The sequence below is a fragment of the Arminella tubonensis genome (assembly GCF_003240585.1).
GTDB classification, from domain to species: domain Bacteria; phylum Pseudomonadota; class Alphaproteobacteria; order Rhizobiales; family Rhizobiaceae; genus Rhizobium; species Rhizobium tubonense.
Genome location: NZ_PCDP01000028.1, coordinates 1 through 15,472, shown reverse-complemented (window position 1 = coordinate 15,472; position 15,472 = coordinate 1). Strand labels below are relative to the sequence as shown.

19 protein-coding genes and 4 pseudogenes are annotated in these 15,472 nt (G+C 56.8%); 12 read left to right on the top strand and 11 right to left on the bottom strand.

The features are described 5' to 3' along the window. Positions 1-40: 40 nt before the first annotated feature. The 7 genes from CPY51_RS08200 (at position 41) to CPY51_RS32490 (ending at position 7,783) form a co-directional block, all read left to right on the top strand. The gene (locus CPY51_RS08200; protein WP_111159783.1) at positions 41-790 is read left to right on the top strand and encodes a superoxide dismutase; all 750 of its coding nucleotides are present in this window, start codon (positions 41-43) and stop codon (positions 788-790) included. Between the two features lie 260 nt (positions 791-1,050). Next, the gene (locus CPY51_RS08195; protein WP_111159782.1) at positions 1,051-1,785 is read left to right on the top strand and encodes a Tll0287-like domain-containing protein; all 735 of its coding nucleotides are present in this window, start codon (positions 1,051-1,053) and stop codon (positions 1,783-1,785) included. Then, the gene (locus CPY51_RS08190) at positions 1,782-4,496 is read left to right on the top strand and encodes a response regulator (RefSeq protein ID WP_111159781.1); all 2,715 of its coding nucleotides are present in this window, start codon (positions 1,782-1,784) and stop codon (positions 4,494-4,496) included. Before CPY51_RS08195 ends, CPY51_RS08190 begins: the two co-directional genes overlap by 4 nt. A 15-nt stretch (positions 4,497-4,511) precedes the next feature. Then, complete coding sequence (locus CPY51_RS08185; protein ID WP_111159780.1) at positions 4,512-4,877, top strand: response regulator; 366 nt, start codon at positions 4,512-4,514, stop codon at positions 4,875-4,877. A gap of 5 nt (positions 4,878-4,882) precedes the next feature. Continuing rightward, the gene (locus CPY51_RS08180) at positions 4,883-6,433 is read left to right on the top strand and encodes an adenylate/guanylate cyclase domain-containing protein (RefSeq protein ID WP_244598531.1); all 1,551 of its coding nucleotides are present in this window, start codon (positions 4,883-4,885) and stop codon (positions 6,431-6,433) included. 520 nt (positions 6,434-6,953) lie between these two features. Next, the gene (locus tag CPY51_RS08175) at positions 6,954-7,151 is read left to right on the top strand and encodes a hypothetical protein (RefSeq protein WP_111159778.1); all 198 of its coding nucleotides are present in this window, start codon (positions 6,954-6,956) and stop codon (positions 7,149-7,151) included. Positions 7,152-7,630: 479 nt separating this feature from the next. After that, positions 7,631-7,783: a hypothetical protein gene (locus CPY51_RS32490; RefSeq protein ID WP_154677723.1), complete on the top strand. Its 153-nt coding sequence runs from the start codon at positions 7,631-7,633 to the stop codon at positions 7,781-7,783. A gap of 165 nt (positions 7,784-7,948) precedes the next feature. Here CPY51_RS32490 and CPY51_RS34040 read toward each other — a convergent pair whose 3' ends face one another. The 7 genes and pseudogenes from CPY51_RS34040 to CPY51_RS33255 form a co-directional block, all read right to left on the bottom strand. Continuing rightward, complete coding sequence (locus CPY51_RS34040) at positions 7,949-8,050, bottom strand: hypothetical protein (RefSeq protein ID WP_111159777.1); 102 nt, start codon at positions 8,048-8,050, stop codon at positions 7,949-7,951. Beyond that, complete coding sequence (locus CPY51_RS32485; protein WP_154677722.1) at positions 8,047-8,190, bottom strand: hypothetical protein; 144 nt, start codon at positions 8,188-8,190, stop codon at positions 8,047-8,049. The genes CPY51_RS34040 and CPY51_RS32485 overlap by 4 nt, the downstream gene beginning before the upstream one ends. A 77-nt stretch (positions 8,191-8,267) precedes the next feature. After that, positions 8,268-8,444, bottom strand: coding sequence for a hypothetical protein (locus CPY51_RS33265; RefSeq protein WP_244598530.1), 177 nt, complete (start codon positions 8,442-8,444; stop codon positions 8,268-8,270). Positions 8,445-8,494: 50 nt separating this feature from the next. Continuing rightward, positions 8,495-8,578 (bottom strand): annotated as a pseudogene (locus CPY51_RS34035) (hypothetical protein); the annotation flags it as partial. Between the two features lie 279 nt (positions 8,579-8,857). Further along, complete coding sequence (locus tag CPY51_RS08160; RefSeq protein ID WP_244598542.1) at positions 8,858-9,364, bottom strand: zeta toxin family protein; 507 nt, start codon at positions 9,362-9,364, stop codon at positions 8,858-8,860. Then, on the bottom strand, positions 9,321-9,545 hold the full coding sequence (locus CPY51_RS33260; RefSeq protein WP_244598529.1) for an MDR/zinc-dependent alcohol dehydrogenase-like family protein: 225 nt from the start codon (positions 9,543-9,545) through the stop codon (positions 9,321-9,323). Before CPY51_RS33260 ends, CPY51_RS08160 begins: the two co-directional genes overlap by 44 nt. Positions 9,546-9,628: 83 nt before the next feature. After that, positions 9,629-10,195, bottom strand: a complete 567-nt coding sequence (locus CPY51_RS33255) for a quinone oxidoreductase family protein (protein ID WP_244598528.1) — start codon at positions 10,193-10,195, stop codon at positions 9,629-9,631. Positions 10,196-10,393: 198 nt separating this feature from the next. Here CPY51_RS33255 and CPY51_RS08150 point away from each other — a divergent pair, with 198 nt between their 5' ends. Together CPY51_RS08150 and CPY51_RS33250 are read left to right on the top strand one after the other, a co-directional pair. Continuing rightward, on the top strand, positions 10,394-11,011 hold the full coding sequence (locus tag CPY51_RS08150) for a flavodoxin family protein (protein ID WP_111159774.1): 618 nt from the start codon (positions 10,394-10,396) through the stop codon (positions 11,009-11,011). Between the two features lie 73 nt (positions 11,012-11,084). Beyond that, positions 11,085-11,619 (top strand): annotated as a pseudogene (locus CPY51_RS33250) (uracil-DNA glycosylase family protein). 269 nt (positions 11,620-11,888) lie between these two features. On the opposite strand, the gene CPY51_RS08140 reads toward CPY51_RS33250, so the two are convergent. From CPY51_RS08140 to CPY51_RS08130, 3 genes and pseudogenes are all read right to left on the bottom strand, one after another. Then, positions 11,889-12,185: a DUF3175 domain-containing protein gene (locus CPY51_RS08140; protein WP_111159773.1), complete on the bottom strand. Its 297-nt coding sequence runs from the start codon at positions 12,183-12,185 to the stop codon at positions 11,889-11,891. 46 nt (positions 12,186-12,231) lie between these two features. Beyond that, positions 12,232-12,548 (bottom strand): annotated as a pseudogene (locus tag CPY51_RS08135) (plasmid stabilization protein). Positions 12,549-12,870: 322 nt separating this feature from the next. Next, positions 12,871-13,184 (bottom strand): annotated as a pseudogene (locus tag CPY51_RS08130) (GFA family protein); the annotation flags it as partial. A 381-nt stretch (positions 13,185-13,565) separates the two neighbouring features. Here CPY51_RS08130 and CPY51_RS08125 point away from each other — a divergent pair. The 3 genes from CPY51_RS08125 to CPY51_RS08115 all read left to right on the top strand — a co-directional run bounded on the left by CPY51_RS08125 (position 13,566) and on the right by CPY51_RS08115 (position 14,968). Beyond that, on the top strand, positions 13,566-13,862 hold the full coding sequence (locus CPY51_RS08125) for a hypothetical protein (protein WP_111159772.1): 297 nt from the start codon (positions 13,566-13,568) through the stop codon (positions 13,860-13,862). Positions 13,863-14,049: 187 nt separating this feature from the next. Further along, positions 14,050-14,481, top strand: coding sequence for a hypothetical protein (locus CPY51_RS08120; protein WP_111159771.1), 432 nt, complete (start codon positions 14,050-14,052; stop codon positions 14,479-14,481). Between the two features lie 67 nt (positions 14,482-14,548). Continuing rightward, entirely contained in the window at positions 14,549-14,968 is a 420-nt protein-coding gene (locus CPY51_RS08115; RefSeq protein WP_111159770.1) for a hypothetical protein, read from the top strand. A gap of 217 nt (positions 14,969-15,185) precedes the next feature. Here the strand turns inward: CPY51_RS08115 and CPY51_RS32780 are convergent. Then, positions 15,186-15,472 (bottom strand): hypothetical protein (locus CPY51_RS32780; protein WP_195909471.1); only part of this gene is annotated, 287 nt, incomplete at its 5' end.

Below are 15,472 nucleotides of genomic sequence, written 5' to 3'. Positions count from 1 at the left end.
CGCGGGGCTTGAGGTTTCATGCAAGAAAACGGAGCATGACATGACCACGATTTCCCGCCGAAGTCTCTTAGTCGCGGCCGCCGGCGCAACCGCTTTTGCTGCGGCTTCGCGCACGACCGTCGCCCAGCAGTCCCATGACAATGCGAACGCTGTCGACGCCGGCACCCCCTTTGTGCTGCCGCCGCTCCCCTACGCGACCAATGCGCTCGAGCCACATATCGACGTGCAGACCATGGAACTCCATCACGGCAAGCATCACGCTTCTTATGTCAATAATCTAAACGAGGTGGCGAAGACGGCGCCGCAGATCGCAGAGCATCCGATGGAGTACGTGCTTGCCCATCTCAACCAGGTGCCGGAGCACATCCGCACTACCGTGCGTAACAATCTGGGCGGCCACGTCAATCATTCGATGTATTGGCTCGTCATGAACGGCAATGGCGGCAAGGCCGACGGTGAGGTATTGCAGGCGATCGAGCGCGATTTGGGCGGGATGGAGAAGTTGCAGCGCGACTTCAACGCTGCCGGCGGCGGTGTCTTTGGATCCGGCTGGGTTTTCGTAACGGTCAACGCCAAAGGAAGGTTAGCGATCGAAGCGAGCTCCAATCAGGACACGCCGTTGATGGACGGCAAGCGCGTCCTGTTCGGCAACGACGTGTGGGAACATTCCTACTATCTCCGATACCAGAACCGTCGCCCCGATTATCTGAAGGCATGGTGGAACCTGGTAAACTGGCCAAAAGTCGCCGAGCGCTATGCCGCTGCTAAGCAAGGAAATTTGACGATCTGAGCGAAGTTGCGACCTTGGCGTCGATCAGAATTCCTAATGGCGGTCTCCCGGATATGGGTAAGCCTTCACAGCGATCAACATCCACGCAGATTGGGGGCTCCGCCGTCTTCGAAAAGCATCTCCGAGCCCTCCGTCGCAAGCCACCTTAATGTGATTGCGGCCACCAATCGATCCGCATGCTAACGCCCATATTAATGACTTTTGAATATTAGCTTGAGCTGATACTATTCCGCCGCGAGTGCGACAATATAAGGTTTATCATGCGGCGTGGGCTGATATTTGCTGTCTTTTTTGCATGGGCCGTGTTCTGCGCTCTGGCAGGCTTTGTTGTCGCCGACGAAGATGACATGACCACAGGTGAACGGCTTGCTGCATTGTTGCGTGCTAGCCGGACCGTGATCTCAAGTCATCAAAAGCTTATCAACGACGAATCCCTTGGAAATAAAGACCTCACAGGTCAACGCGTCGTCAACGAGGCGCTGCAGATATTCGCTCAGCGCAAAGGCGATCAGAACCTCAGCCCTTTAGATCGGCAATTGTTCGCTGCCCAGGTCGCCGCGATCAAGGAAGTCGTCGATGAGCATCAAGGCATGATCGATATGAAGGGTGTCGGCTTCAAGGGGTTCATTCCTGCGACTTTCGCTCGACTGGTCAATGAACGCTTCGAGGAAAAGGTTGGCGATAAGGCAAAGATAAAGGTGACAGCGCCGGAGGACCTCATCCGGAATCGCAAAGCGCGCCCGGATGAATGGGAGCAGCATGTCATAGAGCACAATTTTCAGTCTCCGGATTGGCCGAAAGGCACATCCTTCACTGAGGACGTGGAAGTGAATGGCCGGCAGTCTTTTCGTATGCTTATTCCTGAATATTACTCGGCATCCTGTCTGACTTGTCACGGTGGACCGAAAGGAGAGGTCGACGTGACGGGCTATCCAAAGGAGGGTAAGGCTGAGGGCGATTTGGGCGGTGCGATCAGCATTACGCTATTCAAATGAGCGCCTTTTTTACCATTCCGACGCGGTTTAGCCGCCTTGCGGATCGAAAGATTCCGTTGCGCCTTGTCTGCCTTTCTGCTGCCCTTCTAGGCGCGTTGCTGGTGAGCGTTGCCTTCATGGTGCATGATTTGCGCGAAAACCAGCGGCGTGTTCAGGAGGCGAATGAGCGCTTTCACATGTTCGATGAAGCCGCCAAGGCGCATCGTCATTTTGGCGAGGTGCGCTATTGGCTGACGGATCTGTCGGTCAGCCTCTTAACCCTCTCCGAACGGCGTGCGGAAGAAGCCCGTAAAGCGCTGGAACAAGATTTGGCCCGGATCAAGGTCTTCGCGCCCGACGAAGCTATTACGATCCTGCAGGGATCGAACGCCTACTACGGAAAGGCGATGGAGGCCGTTGACGCCTATACCAATGACAACAGGGTCATCGGCAACACTCGACTGGCGGCAGCCAGGAGTTATAGTGACCAAATCGATACCGTACTCAAGTCGCTTGAACAGCGGCTCGAGAACGAGGCTGACCTGGCACGGGACGCGGCCGATGCAACGGCGCAAAACGCCTATATGCGTGCTCTGATCGCAGCCGGCGTGACGACGGCGGCCTGCATTGTGATGACGTGGCTGGTGCTACGCTCGATCCTGGTGCCGCTCGGCCGGGTCGACAAGGCCATGACTCAATTGACCAGTGGGGAAGAGAATGTCGAGTTGCCGCCAGAAGGCAGCGACGAATTCGGAAAGCTATCCAAAACGCTGCGATTGCTTCGTGACAGTCAGGCACAGCGTCGCGAGCTGGAAGCTGCCGCCGAGCGTCAGCGCAACACGGTGATGACGGCCATGGAAACGATTCCCGATGGGTTCGCATTCTTTGACGGTGACGACCGCCTCGTTATGGTCAACCAGCGTTATCTCGAACTGTTTCCAGAGATTGCGGATATCATGACGCCTGGACGAGCCTTCGAAGATATCGTTCGGGCACAGGCCGAACGTGGCACGACGGATACCGGAAGCGGCGGCATTGAGAACTGGGTCGATGAGGCCGTGCGGCGTCACCGGGAGCCGCGTGGCATGATCGAGCGGCAATTCGCCAATGGAACATGGTTGCGCATCGCCAAACGGAAGACGCCGGAGGGCGGCACTGTCGCGGTATATACAGACATATCGGACTTGAAGAATCGACAGGCGGCGCTGGAGGAGGCAAGGCGCGGCGCTGAGGTCGCCAGCGAAGAAAAGAGCCGCTTCCTTGCTTCCATGAGCCACGAGCTACGCACCCCCTTGAACGCGATCATCGGCTATAGCGAGATACTGATCGAGGACGCCAGCGATCTTGGACAGACCGAATTCATTGCTGATCTCAACAAGATAATGGGATCGGGGCGCCATCTCCTGGCGCTCATCAACGACATTCTCGACCTTTCTAAGATCGAGGCGGGGAAGATGGAGCTCTACGTTGAGCGCCTCAGCCTGAAGCAACTTCTTGTGGACGTTCAAAATACCGTTGCACCGCTGATTGCCAAGAAGGGCAATCGTCTGACGGTGACCACCTCGATCGAACGGGACGACATCGAAACCGATAAGACCAAGCTGCGGCAGAATCTGTTCAATCTTCTCTCCAATGCCGCCAAATTCACGGAGAACGGTGAGATCAGGCTTTCGGTGCGGCGTTACGCGGACGATGTTGGCGAATGGCTTGAATTTGCCGTGAGTGATAATGGAATCGGCATGACGAAGGAGCAGCAGCGAAAGTTGTTTCAAGCATTCGTTCAGGTTGATTCGTCAACGACGCGAAATTACGGCGGTACCGGCCTCGGTCTGACGATCACCCAGCATTTCGTCAAGATGATGGGTGGTTCCATTGCCGTCGAAAGCGAATTCGGAACGGGCTCCACCTTCCGCTTTACGATCCCTGTAATCAGCAGAACAGACGCTGCCCAGGATACAATGCCTCAAAGTGATGCTCTGGAGGGCGCCAGCGTGCGTCCCACCGTCCTCGTTATCGACGACGAGGCGCGAGCCCGTAAATTCGTCGCCGACGCCGTTCGCGGCGCCGGTTTTGCCGTGGTCGAGGCAGAGGGTGGGGAAGAAGGATTGGCGAAGGTTCGCAAATTGCATCCCGACGCGATTATCCTTGACGTGATCATGCCGGGTCGGGACGGTTGGTCCGTCTTGCGTGAAGTCAAGTCGGACAAGGCCCTCTGCAATATTCCCGTCATCCTCGCGACTGTCGTGGCGGATCGCGAGATGGCCATGGCCTTCGGTGCTGCTGACCATCTGATAAAGCCGATCGATCCTCAGCAGCTCATCGATACGCTGAATGCGGTTGCCGGCGAAGGTCGTCGCGACGTGCTAATCATCGACGACGATTCGGCAACCCGCGAGCTTTTTCGCAGGGTGCTCATCCGCGAGGGTTGGCGGGTTCGGGAAGCCTCAGATGGTCGTCGCGGTCTTGAGCAGCTTGAAGCCGGGCGGCCGACGATCATAGTCCTCGACTTGATGATGCCGAACATGGATGGCTTCGCACTGCTTCAGGCGATTAGCGACAGGCCGGACTTTGCAGATATCCCCGTCGTTGTCGTTACATCAAAAGATCTGACGCGAGAAGAGCTGGATTGGTTGGGCATTCGTGCGAAAGAGGTGGTTAGAAAAGGCACCAAAGGTCGCACCGATCTGATCGCCGCGTTGAAGCGCCATTTTCCGGTGGCTGAAGAGGCGTGAGGAGAGGGAACTAGGATGGTCAAGATTCTTCTTGTCGAGGACAATGAGATGAACCGCGATATGCTCTCCCGCCGGTTGGAGAAACGCGGATATGAAGTTGTAAGCGCCACTGACGGGCTGGCCGGGGTCGAGGCGGCCGTAGCCACGAAGCCGGATTTGGTCCTGATGGATATGAGCCTTCCTGTCATTGATGGCTGGGAAGCGACGAAGCGGATCAAAGGCAATCCCATCACTGCCGCCATACCGGTGATAGCGCTCACTGCCCATGCCATGGCCGGGGATCGGGAAAAGGCAATCGAGGCCGGTTGTGACGACTACGACACCAAACCGATCGAACTACCGGGATTGCTCGACAAGATCGCCCGTTTGACCGGAGGTTGAGGATCGTGGCTCAATCTCGGGACATCGGCCATCGCATGTACATTGCCAGGATCGCCCAGAATATCGTCGATCCGGCGCAAGCCATTCTGGGCTATCAGGAACTGATTACGGAGGAGGTGCGCGAAGCTGGACCCAGCGATGCCTTGCCAGACCTTGAAAAGATATTGAGCGCCGCCCGAGAGCTGAATGCATTGATCAAGCGGCTTCTCGACGTCGAGACGCCGGATAGCCGGAATGCCCCGTCGCTCGACAGGCTTTTGCGGCATGATCTCAGAACGCCCATGAATGCCATTCTCGGCTATTCCGAAATGTTGATCGAGGACTTCGCCGATACCTTGCCGGCGCGTCTGCTTGAGGATATCGCGAAGGTCATTCATGAAGGCCGCAACTTGCTCGCACAAATCGACGAGACGCTCGATAGATCTGTCGAGACGGAGGAGGAATCTCAGCCCAAATTCGATGGAACGATCGCGGCTGATCTCGCAAGGACAATGGCCGTCCGTCCTTCGCCTGTCACTGAATATGCAGGGCGTATTCTCATCGTCGACGACACTGCGGCAAATCGCGAATTGCTTTCCAGACGTCTCCACCGCGATGGACATGCCGTTGTTGCGGCAAGCTCTGGCGAGGAGGCGCTTCGTATCCTTGATCGACAGGAATTCGACCTCGTATTGGTCGATGTGCTGATGCCGGGCATGAACGGCATCGAGCTTCTCGGCCGGCTTAAGTCAGACCGACGCTTTCGCGAGATCCCAGTCGTAATGGTTTCCGGGCTGACGGATGATGACGCCGTAGCCCGCTGCATAAAGGCAGGAGCCGAGGACTACCTCCGCAAGCCAATCAATCCCGTTCTCCTGCGAGCGCGTATTGCCGCATGTCTCGAACGTCGTCGTTGGCGCGCGCGCGAAAATCAATATCTGGCGCAGATAGAGTTCGAGAAGGAGCGGGCAAACGCGCTGCTTCACGCAGTTCTTCCGAAGCAGGTGATAAAGCGGCTTGCGGAGGGGGAGGAAGTGATCGCCGATCGCATCGATATGGTAACGATCATTTTTGCAGATATCGTTAACTTCACTGAATTCGCAGCTCGAACGCCGGCTGCAGCACTGGTCCGGAGACTGGGAGATCTGTTTACCCGTTTCGATGCACTTGCCGATCAATATGGCATCGAAAAGATCAAGACGATCGGCGACGCCTATATGGCGGCAGCGGGATTGCCGGATCCCCGCGCGGACCACGCACTTGCGGCGGTAGCGTTCGCAAAAGCACTGCTCGCTGAACCATCGGGAACCCTCGGTTGCGGACCACCGTTCCTCTTGCGAGTTGGCATCCATAGCGGGCCGGTCATCGCCGGCCTGATCGGCCGGAAGCGCTTTGCCTATGATGTTTGGGGACACACGGTAAACGTTGCCAGTCGTATGGAGTCCTGCGGAATACCGGGTCGAATTCAGATATCGCAAACGACATTCGATGCACTTGGCGAAGGGCGTGTAAACGCCCGCCGTGAAATCATGGATATTCGTGGGATCGGAAAATACACGACTTACCTGTTAGAATGACCGGTCATATCGCGGTGTGCTGCGCCAGCCAGCTATCGCTGGGCACTTCTGGGGTTGCCGCCCGTTTTGAAAAGAAGTTTCTGACCTTTGTTCGTGTGATCGAGCGCGGTCTTCTGTCAGGCCTTTCGTTGCGGCGCTTCCAAAGGCCGCCGGCCGGTAGCCTTCCACTTTGAGATTTCACCGCCTCGAGTGACAAGGCCTGAATATCTGCTGGTGCCAACCTTTATGCACCAACTGGGAATACGGCGAAACGTTAATGATGCTTGCCGGGGCCCTGAACGTCTGACGCCGAATCTTACGCTCGGCCTGGCTCAACGACTTGACGGATCGGTAAAACATCCCGCTTACAACCTTGATTCACGCCCGGTGCAACCACATGATCAGGCGTTTAGGCAGACGGCTGCGCCTTGGGCGCCTGGCCATTTTGTAAATGCGCAGGCCGCTATTTTTAGACTGATCCCGCCTCTGGAATTCTCCTTGCCCTGCTCTAACTTTAGCTGCTCGCAGCGAGGACAAAGCAATGCAAAAAGTCAAATACCATCGCTTTGATGTGAAGCGGGAAATCGACGGCTCGTGGACGGTGTTTGACGTCTTCACCGGCATGTCAGTCATGTTCGCTGGAAGAGCCATGCGCGGCCTGGAAGGAGAGATATCTCGGCAACTGGTCAACATGTTGAACGATCGAGACGTGCTACGACGTGCGTCGCTGGGCTCCTAGAGCTTAACAGGAAGTAAACATCCCGATTTCCGATTTAACCACGTCGCTAAGGCAAACGGTTAACCTCCCTCGTCCCAAATGCGGATCCGATCGTAAAAAATGGGATACCAACATGACGTATGGTATAGTCTTTGTCTCCGCCTTAGCGGCAATGATCGTGGCTATTGCGGTCGTCGAAAAACATCCTCCCCGCCAAGACTCCACTGACAGCGGCAATGCCGTCGTTGAGCATGCGATCCCATAGCATGTCGGCGCAAGCGTATGTCAGCCGGTGATAACACGCTGATTGCAAAACCAAACCTTTCCTCAGCTCTCAGAAAGACCCTTTGCTACCCATGCCTTCATCAATCGTCCAACGACGCGCCGCCGCTGAAACCATTCTCGCCAAAATGCGGTTGGCAGGAGTGACCCTCGACAGTGATCCAGCGGTGGGAGATTTGATTGACCAATGGATTGACGGCCAACTCGGAATGCCTGAAGTGCTTGACAGATATCAGCAGCTCTTGAAGGACCGCTATGTCGGCCGCCGCAAGGGGGCGGCTGCCGTTCTCGCCGACCAATGGGGAGAACACATTCTGACGTCGACAGCCGATCTGCTTCAGGAGGCGGAGAAACCGATCAAAGACACGTGACGCCTTGAGCCTCGTGGCTTCAGGCAACGCGGCGGCGACCACAGCAAAAAAGACCCGCTGCCGGTCAGGGTGTCGGGTCTGTAAAGGCTAGAGACGGGCGCATATGCACACGAAAGTTTGCTGGCCGGGATAAATTCCATGATTCTAGTAAAGCCCGACGATACCCTAGTTCGAATGATCCAGGTTAGCCTCGGAAGCCGCGATTAAGAGCGTCTGGCGAACCTCTTCCGGCGATTTCTCTTCATTGAAGTCATCCAGAACGGTCATTTGAGCCTTGTGACGCGCTGGACCATCTTCGCGGGGCCATCCATCAGGAGCTTACCGGCTCCGATGACTGTGTGCACGGTCTTGTACTCGCGGGCGACGAGGATGCGGACAGGTCGGAAAGTGCTCCGGTCCCTTTCCATCGATCACTCCATTAGCAAAGCAAACTCGGCCAGTCGGCTAACGACGATGCCGCACCAGACAACGGCCATTCCAGCCATTAGATTTCCGACGCAAGAGCTATCGTCGTTGTCTTCATCGCCTCGCTCGCTTTTTTAGGCCAGAACTTCATATCCGTGCTCTTGCGGTCTGGATCGGTGGGCGTAACCAGGGCAAGGTTGCGCGGAACCTTGTCGGTGATGAACTTACCGGATTCTTCAACAGCAAGAATGAACACATGCCGGGCCTCCACCGGCGGCAGGTTGCCCTGCAGAACTCGGAACAGATCGCGACCGCATAGCGATGGGCGTCCCCTCCTTCCCGTGGCCATCGGTTCAGAAATATGTCACTGGCTTCTGTAGTGGACCACACGACCCGGAACTAACCGAGCCGGCCAAGTTCCATATAGACGCCGTCCGTCCAGATTTTATCGGACACCAAGGGCATGACGCCCTCCACTAAAGGCAAAAACTGCGAGGGAACGGAACTGCGGGTGATTCGTTCCGTGGGGAGTTGGGTTTGATGAGGTGCGCGAAACTAACCGCATAGCCCACTCTTGGGCGCTCGGGATCAGGTAGCGTTGCCTCGTACCAATAGCTTCTTGATGCTCCTTCCTTGCCCGCTTGTCCCGTCGCAACAGGCGGGGCTTTTTTATAATGGTGAGGACGTCGACCAGCGCACGGATACGCTGGGACCAACGGGGGTGGTCACGCTCGCGGAAACGCTCGACGCCCCCGGTCCTGTAATGAATAACATTTGAGCGGGTTCCGACGTTTGGAACAATCGAAGTCGAGATTTGTTTTTCCGACGCTCGCCTCCAACGAGTGAGCAACGTGGAAGGCCAGGCGCCATCCCTCCCTCGGACCCGGCGTCTGGCCGACCAGTGCAAGGCAGTGGGCGCTGAAGTGCTCGAATGTCGCGAGAGTCGGTCAGCTTCATCAGCGATCCTTTATGCCGCCTGCGGATGTTTACTTCAGGAATGTCATGACCGCCCTTGAGCACACGCTGCCGAACGCGCTCGACATTCGTCTTAACGGAATCCAGGGCGACGTAATACAATCCTACTGTGAACCCGGCCGCCTTTGCTTCCTGCATCGACCGTATTGATTGCAGGCTACTCAGTGTCGTCCCGAAAATAAAGCTTTGCCGGTTTTCCATCATCTGCGGCTCTGCCAGCCTGCATGTCGGTCGATCTGCCATCGTGGCCCGAGGGTATCGCCTTGGCGATTTCATCTGCGTTGATCCAGACACCTTCGAGATCGGGTTTCGCCTCTGCGACGTCACGGAGCTCAAAGGTGCTATCGACGAAGACTTTGACCGTGCCCTTGTCGATTAGCATCCGAATCTCCTGCTCCGCCGATCAAGTCGAACACCAGGTCGACTGGTTCGACGAGGTCCTCGAACCTTCAAGGTTGTAGTCGATTACCTGGTCGGCGCCGAGATCGGATGCGAAGTCCTTGTCCCCGGAAGATACTGTGATCGCGACCCATGCGCCTTTGCCTTGGCGACCTGGATGGCGAACTGCCCCACACCGCCAGGGCCCCCGTGAATGAGGACGGGCTGTCCGGAACGCAGACTGCGCTGATCGAAAAGGCCCTGCCATGCCGTGATGCCGGCGAGAGGCACGGCGGCTGCACCGACTGCGTCGAGCGATTCGGCTTGACCACGACCTTCGTCCGATTTTGCCAGAACGAATTCCTCGTATCCGCCGTGTTCCGGCGAGAGAAAGGCAAAGACCTCGTCGCCGATCAGGAAGCTGGAAACTTCGTCGCCAGCCGCCGCGATTTCGCCGCTGACGTCGCGACCAAGCACGTAGGGAAGATCCTTTTCGGTGACCACCGGGTACTTGCCCTCTCGCATCTTCGCATCGACCCGGTTGACACTTGCGGCGAAGACTTTGATCAGGACTTCGTTGGCTGCCGGGGTCGGACGATTGATCTCCTCAATTGCCATGACCTCAGGCCCGCCGAGGATGGGCACAGCTTGCATGATGAAACTCCTTTGATGGTCGGGATTGTTGGTTTGCCTAAGCGGAAACAGCACCGCGAAGCGATTGTTCCTAGGCAGGTGGCAGGCAGGGAACAACTGCGCCGATGATCGGTTTCGCCCTATGCGAACAGGACGCACGATGTCCACCGGGAATTAGGCGGATGGAGTGTCTGGCGAACCCTCACGACAGGAGCAACCATGTCATTGAAAGCACTTGCCTTGAATGGCACTCTGAAGTTTTCGGATTCTTCCGAGGCATCCTCCACCGGTAAATTGCTCGAACTTATCGCCGGAGAGTTCAAGAAGCATGGCGTCGAAACCGAGGTCATTCGACTTGCCGATCACAACATCAAGCCGGGCGTGACCTCTGACGAAGGCGAAGGCGACGCCTGGCCGGATATTCGCAGAAAGGTCCTGGAAGCCGATATCTTGCTCGTTGGCACCCCCATCTGGCTCGGGCAGCCCGGAAGTGTTTGCAAACGGGCGCTGGAGCGGATGGACGCATTTCTCGAAGAGACCGACGATCAGGGCCGTATGGTCTCATACGGCAAGGTCGCCGCGGTTGCGGTGGTCGGCAACGAGGACGGCGCTCACCACGTTTCGGCGGAGGTCTTCCAGGCCCTCAATGATGTCGGCTTTACGATCCCGGCCAATGCCGTGGCCTACTGGGTCGGTGAGGCAATGGGATCGACGAACTTTGTTGATCTGAAAAGGACCCCGGAAGCCGTTCAGACGATGATATCCATGCTGGCCCGTAATACGGCCCATCTGGCCAAGCTTCTGCAGCAGTCCCAATATCCGGAGGAAGAGGGGTAGTCGTGTCTATGGCTTCCGTAAGTCGCACGGTGCGCGTACCGCCTTCGAAGAACCGCATGCGGGAGCACGGAGCTTGAGCGTGCTGCAGCGACAAGCAGACGCCTGTAGATGCTGCGATCTCTTTAACCATGACCCAAAAGGGTTGTCCTGGTTGGCGAACGGTCAGGAGACTACGAGGACATCGCCGGCAAACCTTTCGTGGCCCCGCGGGCAGGCTGCACGACGTATGCCTTGAGGAGGCCGGCGTTGACCGTTCGCTCTGTTACGTGACGAATGCGGTCAAGCACTTCAAGTTCGAACAGCGCGGCAAGCGGCGCCTCCACGCGAAGCCAAACGCAGGCGAGGTACAACGATTGCGTGGTGGCTGGGAAGCGAACTTGATATTCGATGGCCTGATCTGATCGTGGCGCTTGGGCGACGGCCCTTTACACTGGGCGGTCGTCCGACTGACGAAGGAGCGGGCCAGGTTCTGCAAGCAGCCTGCATGCAGATCCTCGTCACGATCCATCCTTCCTACCGGTTTCGCATCCGCAATCACGGTGATCGTGAGAGATCGGCGACGCTTTGCCAGCGACCTCCGGGGTATCCGCCAACATCTGGATCACTGAGCGATGCCCGCAGGGCGAAACGCTTAAGGATCGAAGGAGCCGACCGCCGGAAGTTGCGGCTGGGGCCCGAGCTGTTCTTCATCGGTCCGAAGGTTTTCGGTGAGATCGCCGAGGTGCAGCACGAGACCACGGGGCCGCAGCGACCGCTTCGTCGATTATGGCCAGACGACGCCTCCAAGGCCTTCTAGCATCCAAGGTCATCGTCGCAGGGATCGTCATACGGCGGCGTTAGCATGATCACTGTCCTTCCGCATCAAATAAGCGGCTTATCAGCGCTTCGGCTGCTTGCCAAAGTCCTTGCGCAGTTCGTCCTTGGCCCGGTCCAGCGTTGCCAGGCGTGATTTGGACAACTGCTTGCCGGCGCGATTGATATAGAAGGTCAGCATCGACATCGCAGATTGGAACGGGCTCGCCTTTCGCCGGGGGCTTTCTTCGGCGGAATGTTTGAGCGAGTCGGCGATCTTCTTGGCACCGCGCTGTTTAAACACCCCGCCTTCGAGGTCCATCGCGTCGCTATTGTCGGTCACGTCTTGCGACCATTTTTGCTTCTGCTTCTTTTTCGGCATGGGAGCCTCCTCAAGGGAAAGGCGTCATTGTGACGCTGTGTCAAACTCAATAATGAGCGTGGAGTTCGTTGCGTTTTCGGGTCGCAGCGGCTTTTTTGGCGGGAGTGGAACGCTCTTCGTTGGTCCTTGATGCAGCCGCCGCCGCACCTCCCTTGAGCCCGCCGTTTTCAATTGAGGCATGGTTTTCGGCATGGCCCCGGCCGGCGCGGCCTTCTTGCCGCCACCGCTTTCCTTATTGACAGTGGCGCCGGCTCGGCGCTCAGCTTCTTTTTCGGAGACGCGACGATCTGCGACGCCCTCCTCGATATGCTCGGCCTTGCGATTTTGGTTGTCGGTATAGGCGGACTTGTCACCCTGGGGCATGGAACATCTCCTCAGCTGTTGTGGAGCAGGGAAAACTGCGGTTTCGCAGCAAAGTTCCGCAGCCAAATTGGTCATTGACCCCGTAAAGCCCTGTCAGCCGCATCGCGGTCCGGCGAGGTTCTGGCCGCCCCTTTTCGCAAGCGGAACCAAAGCGGGCAGGCGGGATTTGCTGGCAACACCCCCCACCACGACACCGAAAAGCATTTTCCCTGACGCAGACCGTCGGTGAATTCATTGGAACGAGGCACGCGCCCCTCATATCAGGAAGCCATCGGCCTGCCGCTTGTCCCTGATCGGAGCTTGGGAAAGTACTTCAAATTTTCTAAATTCGATCTTCTTCGAACCGCTCTGCGCCTTCGATCGAATGTAGCCAAGCCTCTCGCCGCTTAATCCAGAGCGCGTATGTGCGAGCAAGCGGCGTCGGCGCATCTGTCAGTACGCCAAGTTTGATCTCCGCCTCGTTCTCGTCGGCCGAAACATGCGCGATCCGCATTCCCGACAGAACCGACGGCCAGCAAATTCCGTCGTAACTCCCTTGCTCTCGAACGCACTTGTCGGCCAGACGGCGACGTAGGTGAACGCCGATCCAACTTCTTGCCGGCAATCCGTGCAATGACAAATGCCGATCCGTGTCGGCTATCGCTACATCGTGCTACGACGCCATGCTTCTTGGAGAGAAACGGCCCGCATTGTGTGAGTGTGGCAGGATGCTGAGATCTCCTTCAAGAGCGCACGACCATTTCCGCCGAAACTGGTCTAAGAACAATTTTGTAAATCAGCGCTTTCGTCGGAAGAGTACCTGTCGCGTCGCCAAGGCGCCGCAGCTCGATGTTGATTTTCCGCCTTGTAAGCGGCCCCCTCAGTAGCTTTGTATCCCATCGCCTGGCAATCGCCGGGCGGAAATGCGTAAATTCATAACACGTCTTGCATGCCTTCTCTCCAGCGCCGGCGCCTCAGATCCGGAACAAGTGTCAGCCCCTGACGGTTGAATAATCAACTGCAACGGAGGAGAAGACAATGATTTTGAAACTGTTCGGAGTAAGCAGTCTTTTGATCGGCCTCGCTATCCCCGCCCTGGCGCAAGACACAAGCAGCCCAAGCGGCGATCCTACCGGCACCAGCAAAGGCACCGCATCCGACACAAACCCCGTCGGCAAGCCGGTAGGCAAAGAGCCCGCTATGATCGATCCTCGTTCGACGGGAAGTAGCAGCCTTGATACTAAGGCCAGGGTCGATTGCGCCGCTCCAACAAAGCCGACCAGGTCAGCGATGAAGGTGGGCAGAACCCACATCTACAAGACCGTCTGCAAATAGCGGCCGTTACAGCAAAGACGGGCTTCTTCGCTACGTGAGGAAGCACTCGGGCGATGCGATGCCCGCTGACGCGGTCGAGGATACCCTGAGCTTGGCAGAACTCTAAATTATTGTGACCAAATGCCTCGCCTCATTGACTCGTGCACGCGCGCCAAATATTCAGTTCATAGTTGAGGGGAAATCAGAGATGTATCGTTTTTTGGCTTGTGGTGCGGCTTTAGCTGCAACCATGGCGCTGTCGAGCTGCGTGACAAATTCTACCGGAGTGCACGCTGCCGAATCTCATGTTTCCGTAATCGCCGGCAAGCGCACAAAGATCGATACAGCATTTTCGGAGAAGAAGGATTGTAGCCTCCGGGTAATCCCAACCGTTCACATTGTGGAAGCGCCGAAGCATGGGTCAGTCGTCATTGTCCATGAGACAGTGGTGCCTGACGTGAAGACATATCGCAGTTTGCGTTTTTTCCCGAAATGCAACGACGTCCCAGTCACCGGCACGGTGGCATACTACACATCGGCCCCTGGGTTCGTCGGTTCGGAGCGTGTCTTAACCAGTCATTCCACTGGGGAAGGCGTACGCGTGATCCACAAAACGATAGACATCGACGTTACCAAATAGCGCTCAGTCTTCTGTCATCCTGTCGACCGAGCGCTGCGATCTGAACCTTACGCCAACGGGGCTTTTAATGAGAAATGCGCTTAAGTTCTGTACTACTTTTATCGCAATTGCGTCGCTTTCCGGTTGCGTTACCTACGTTGATGGCGTGAAGCAAACGTCCGGAAAGAAAGTTGCCGTGAGTGGAGAGAGAACCCTGACTGGCCGCACGTGGCTGATCAAACCGGACTGCACTTTGTCACGCATCCCAAATGTCCGAGTGACGCAGCCGCCGAAACACGGGCATGTAGAGATTGTCCAGGAAGAGCTCTATCCTTCCTACGACAGCGGCGACTTTAAGAAATGCAATACAGTGAAAGTTATGGGAATTCGCGGCTATTATACTTCAAACACCAACTATATAGGGCCCGACTCCTATACCGCTCGCACATCCTATGGAGACGGCACCGACATTGAGGATGCGGTTATAAGCATCAACGTGGTCAAATAGGCTGTCCTGTCGCGTTACGTGATGGTCGCTTCTTCGACGGCCATGGCCCCTAAGCGAGTTTCGCCGCGAGTTAATGGGCGCGCGCTCAAATGAGTGCCGTCGTCGGTAACTCGGAACTTCGGACAGGAACGAATATGAAAACAGCGTCAAAGATTTCAAAAGTATGCAGGATCGTTGCAACGGTTGATCAGACTCCTTGACGATGGCCGTCGAGCGTTCAGGAATTGCCCTGAGCGCTCGAACCACGGCCGACGGCAATGTTGCGGCCATACACGATGAACCGATCATCCCTGGCGATGGGATGGTAGGCCGCAAGCACTGCTGCAAAGCGCGCCTGCCCAAGCACGTGGTCGGTCCAGAGCGGCTCGTCCTGCTGAACGATAATCAGATCGTAGTTGTATTTGGCGAATTCGGCGTATTTCGCGTCCAGATAGGCATCAGACTGTTCCAGGAAATGCGCTGCATTCGCCGCGTTTCCCTGTGCCGCTGCCTGCTCGGCCCGAA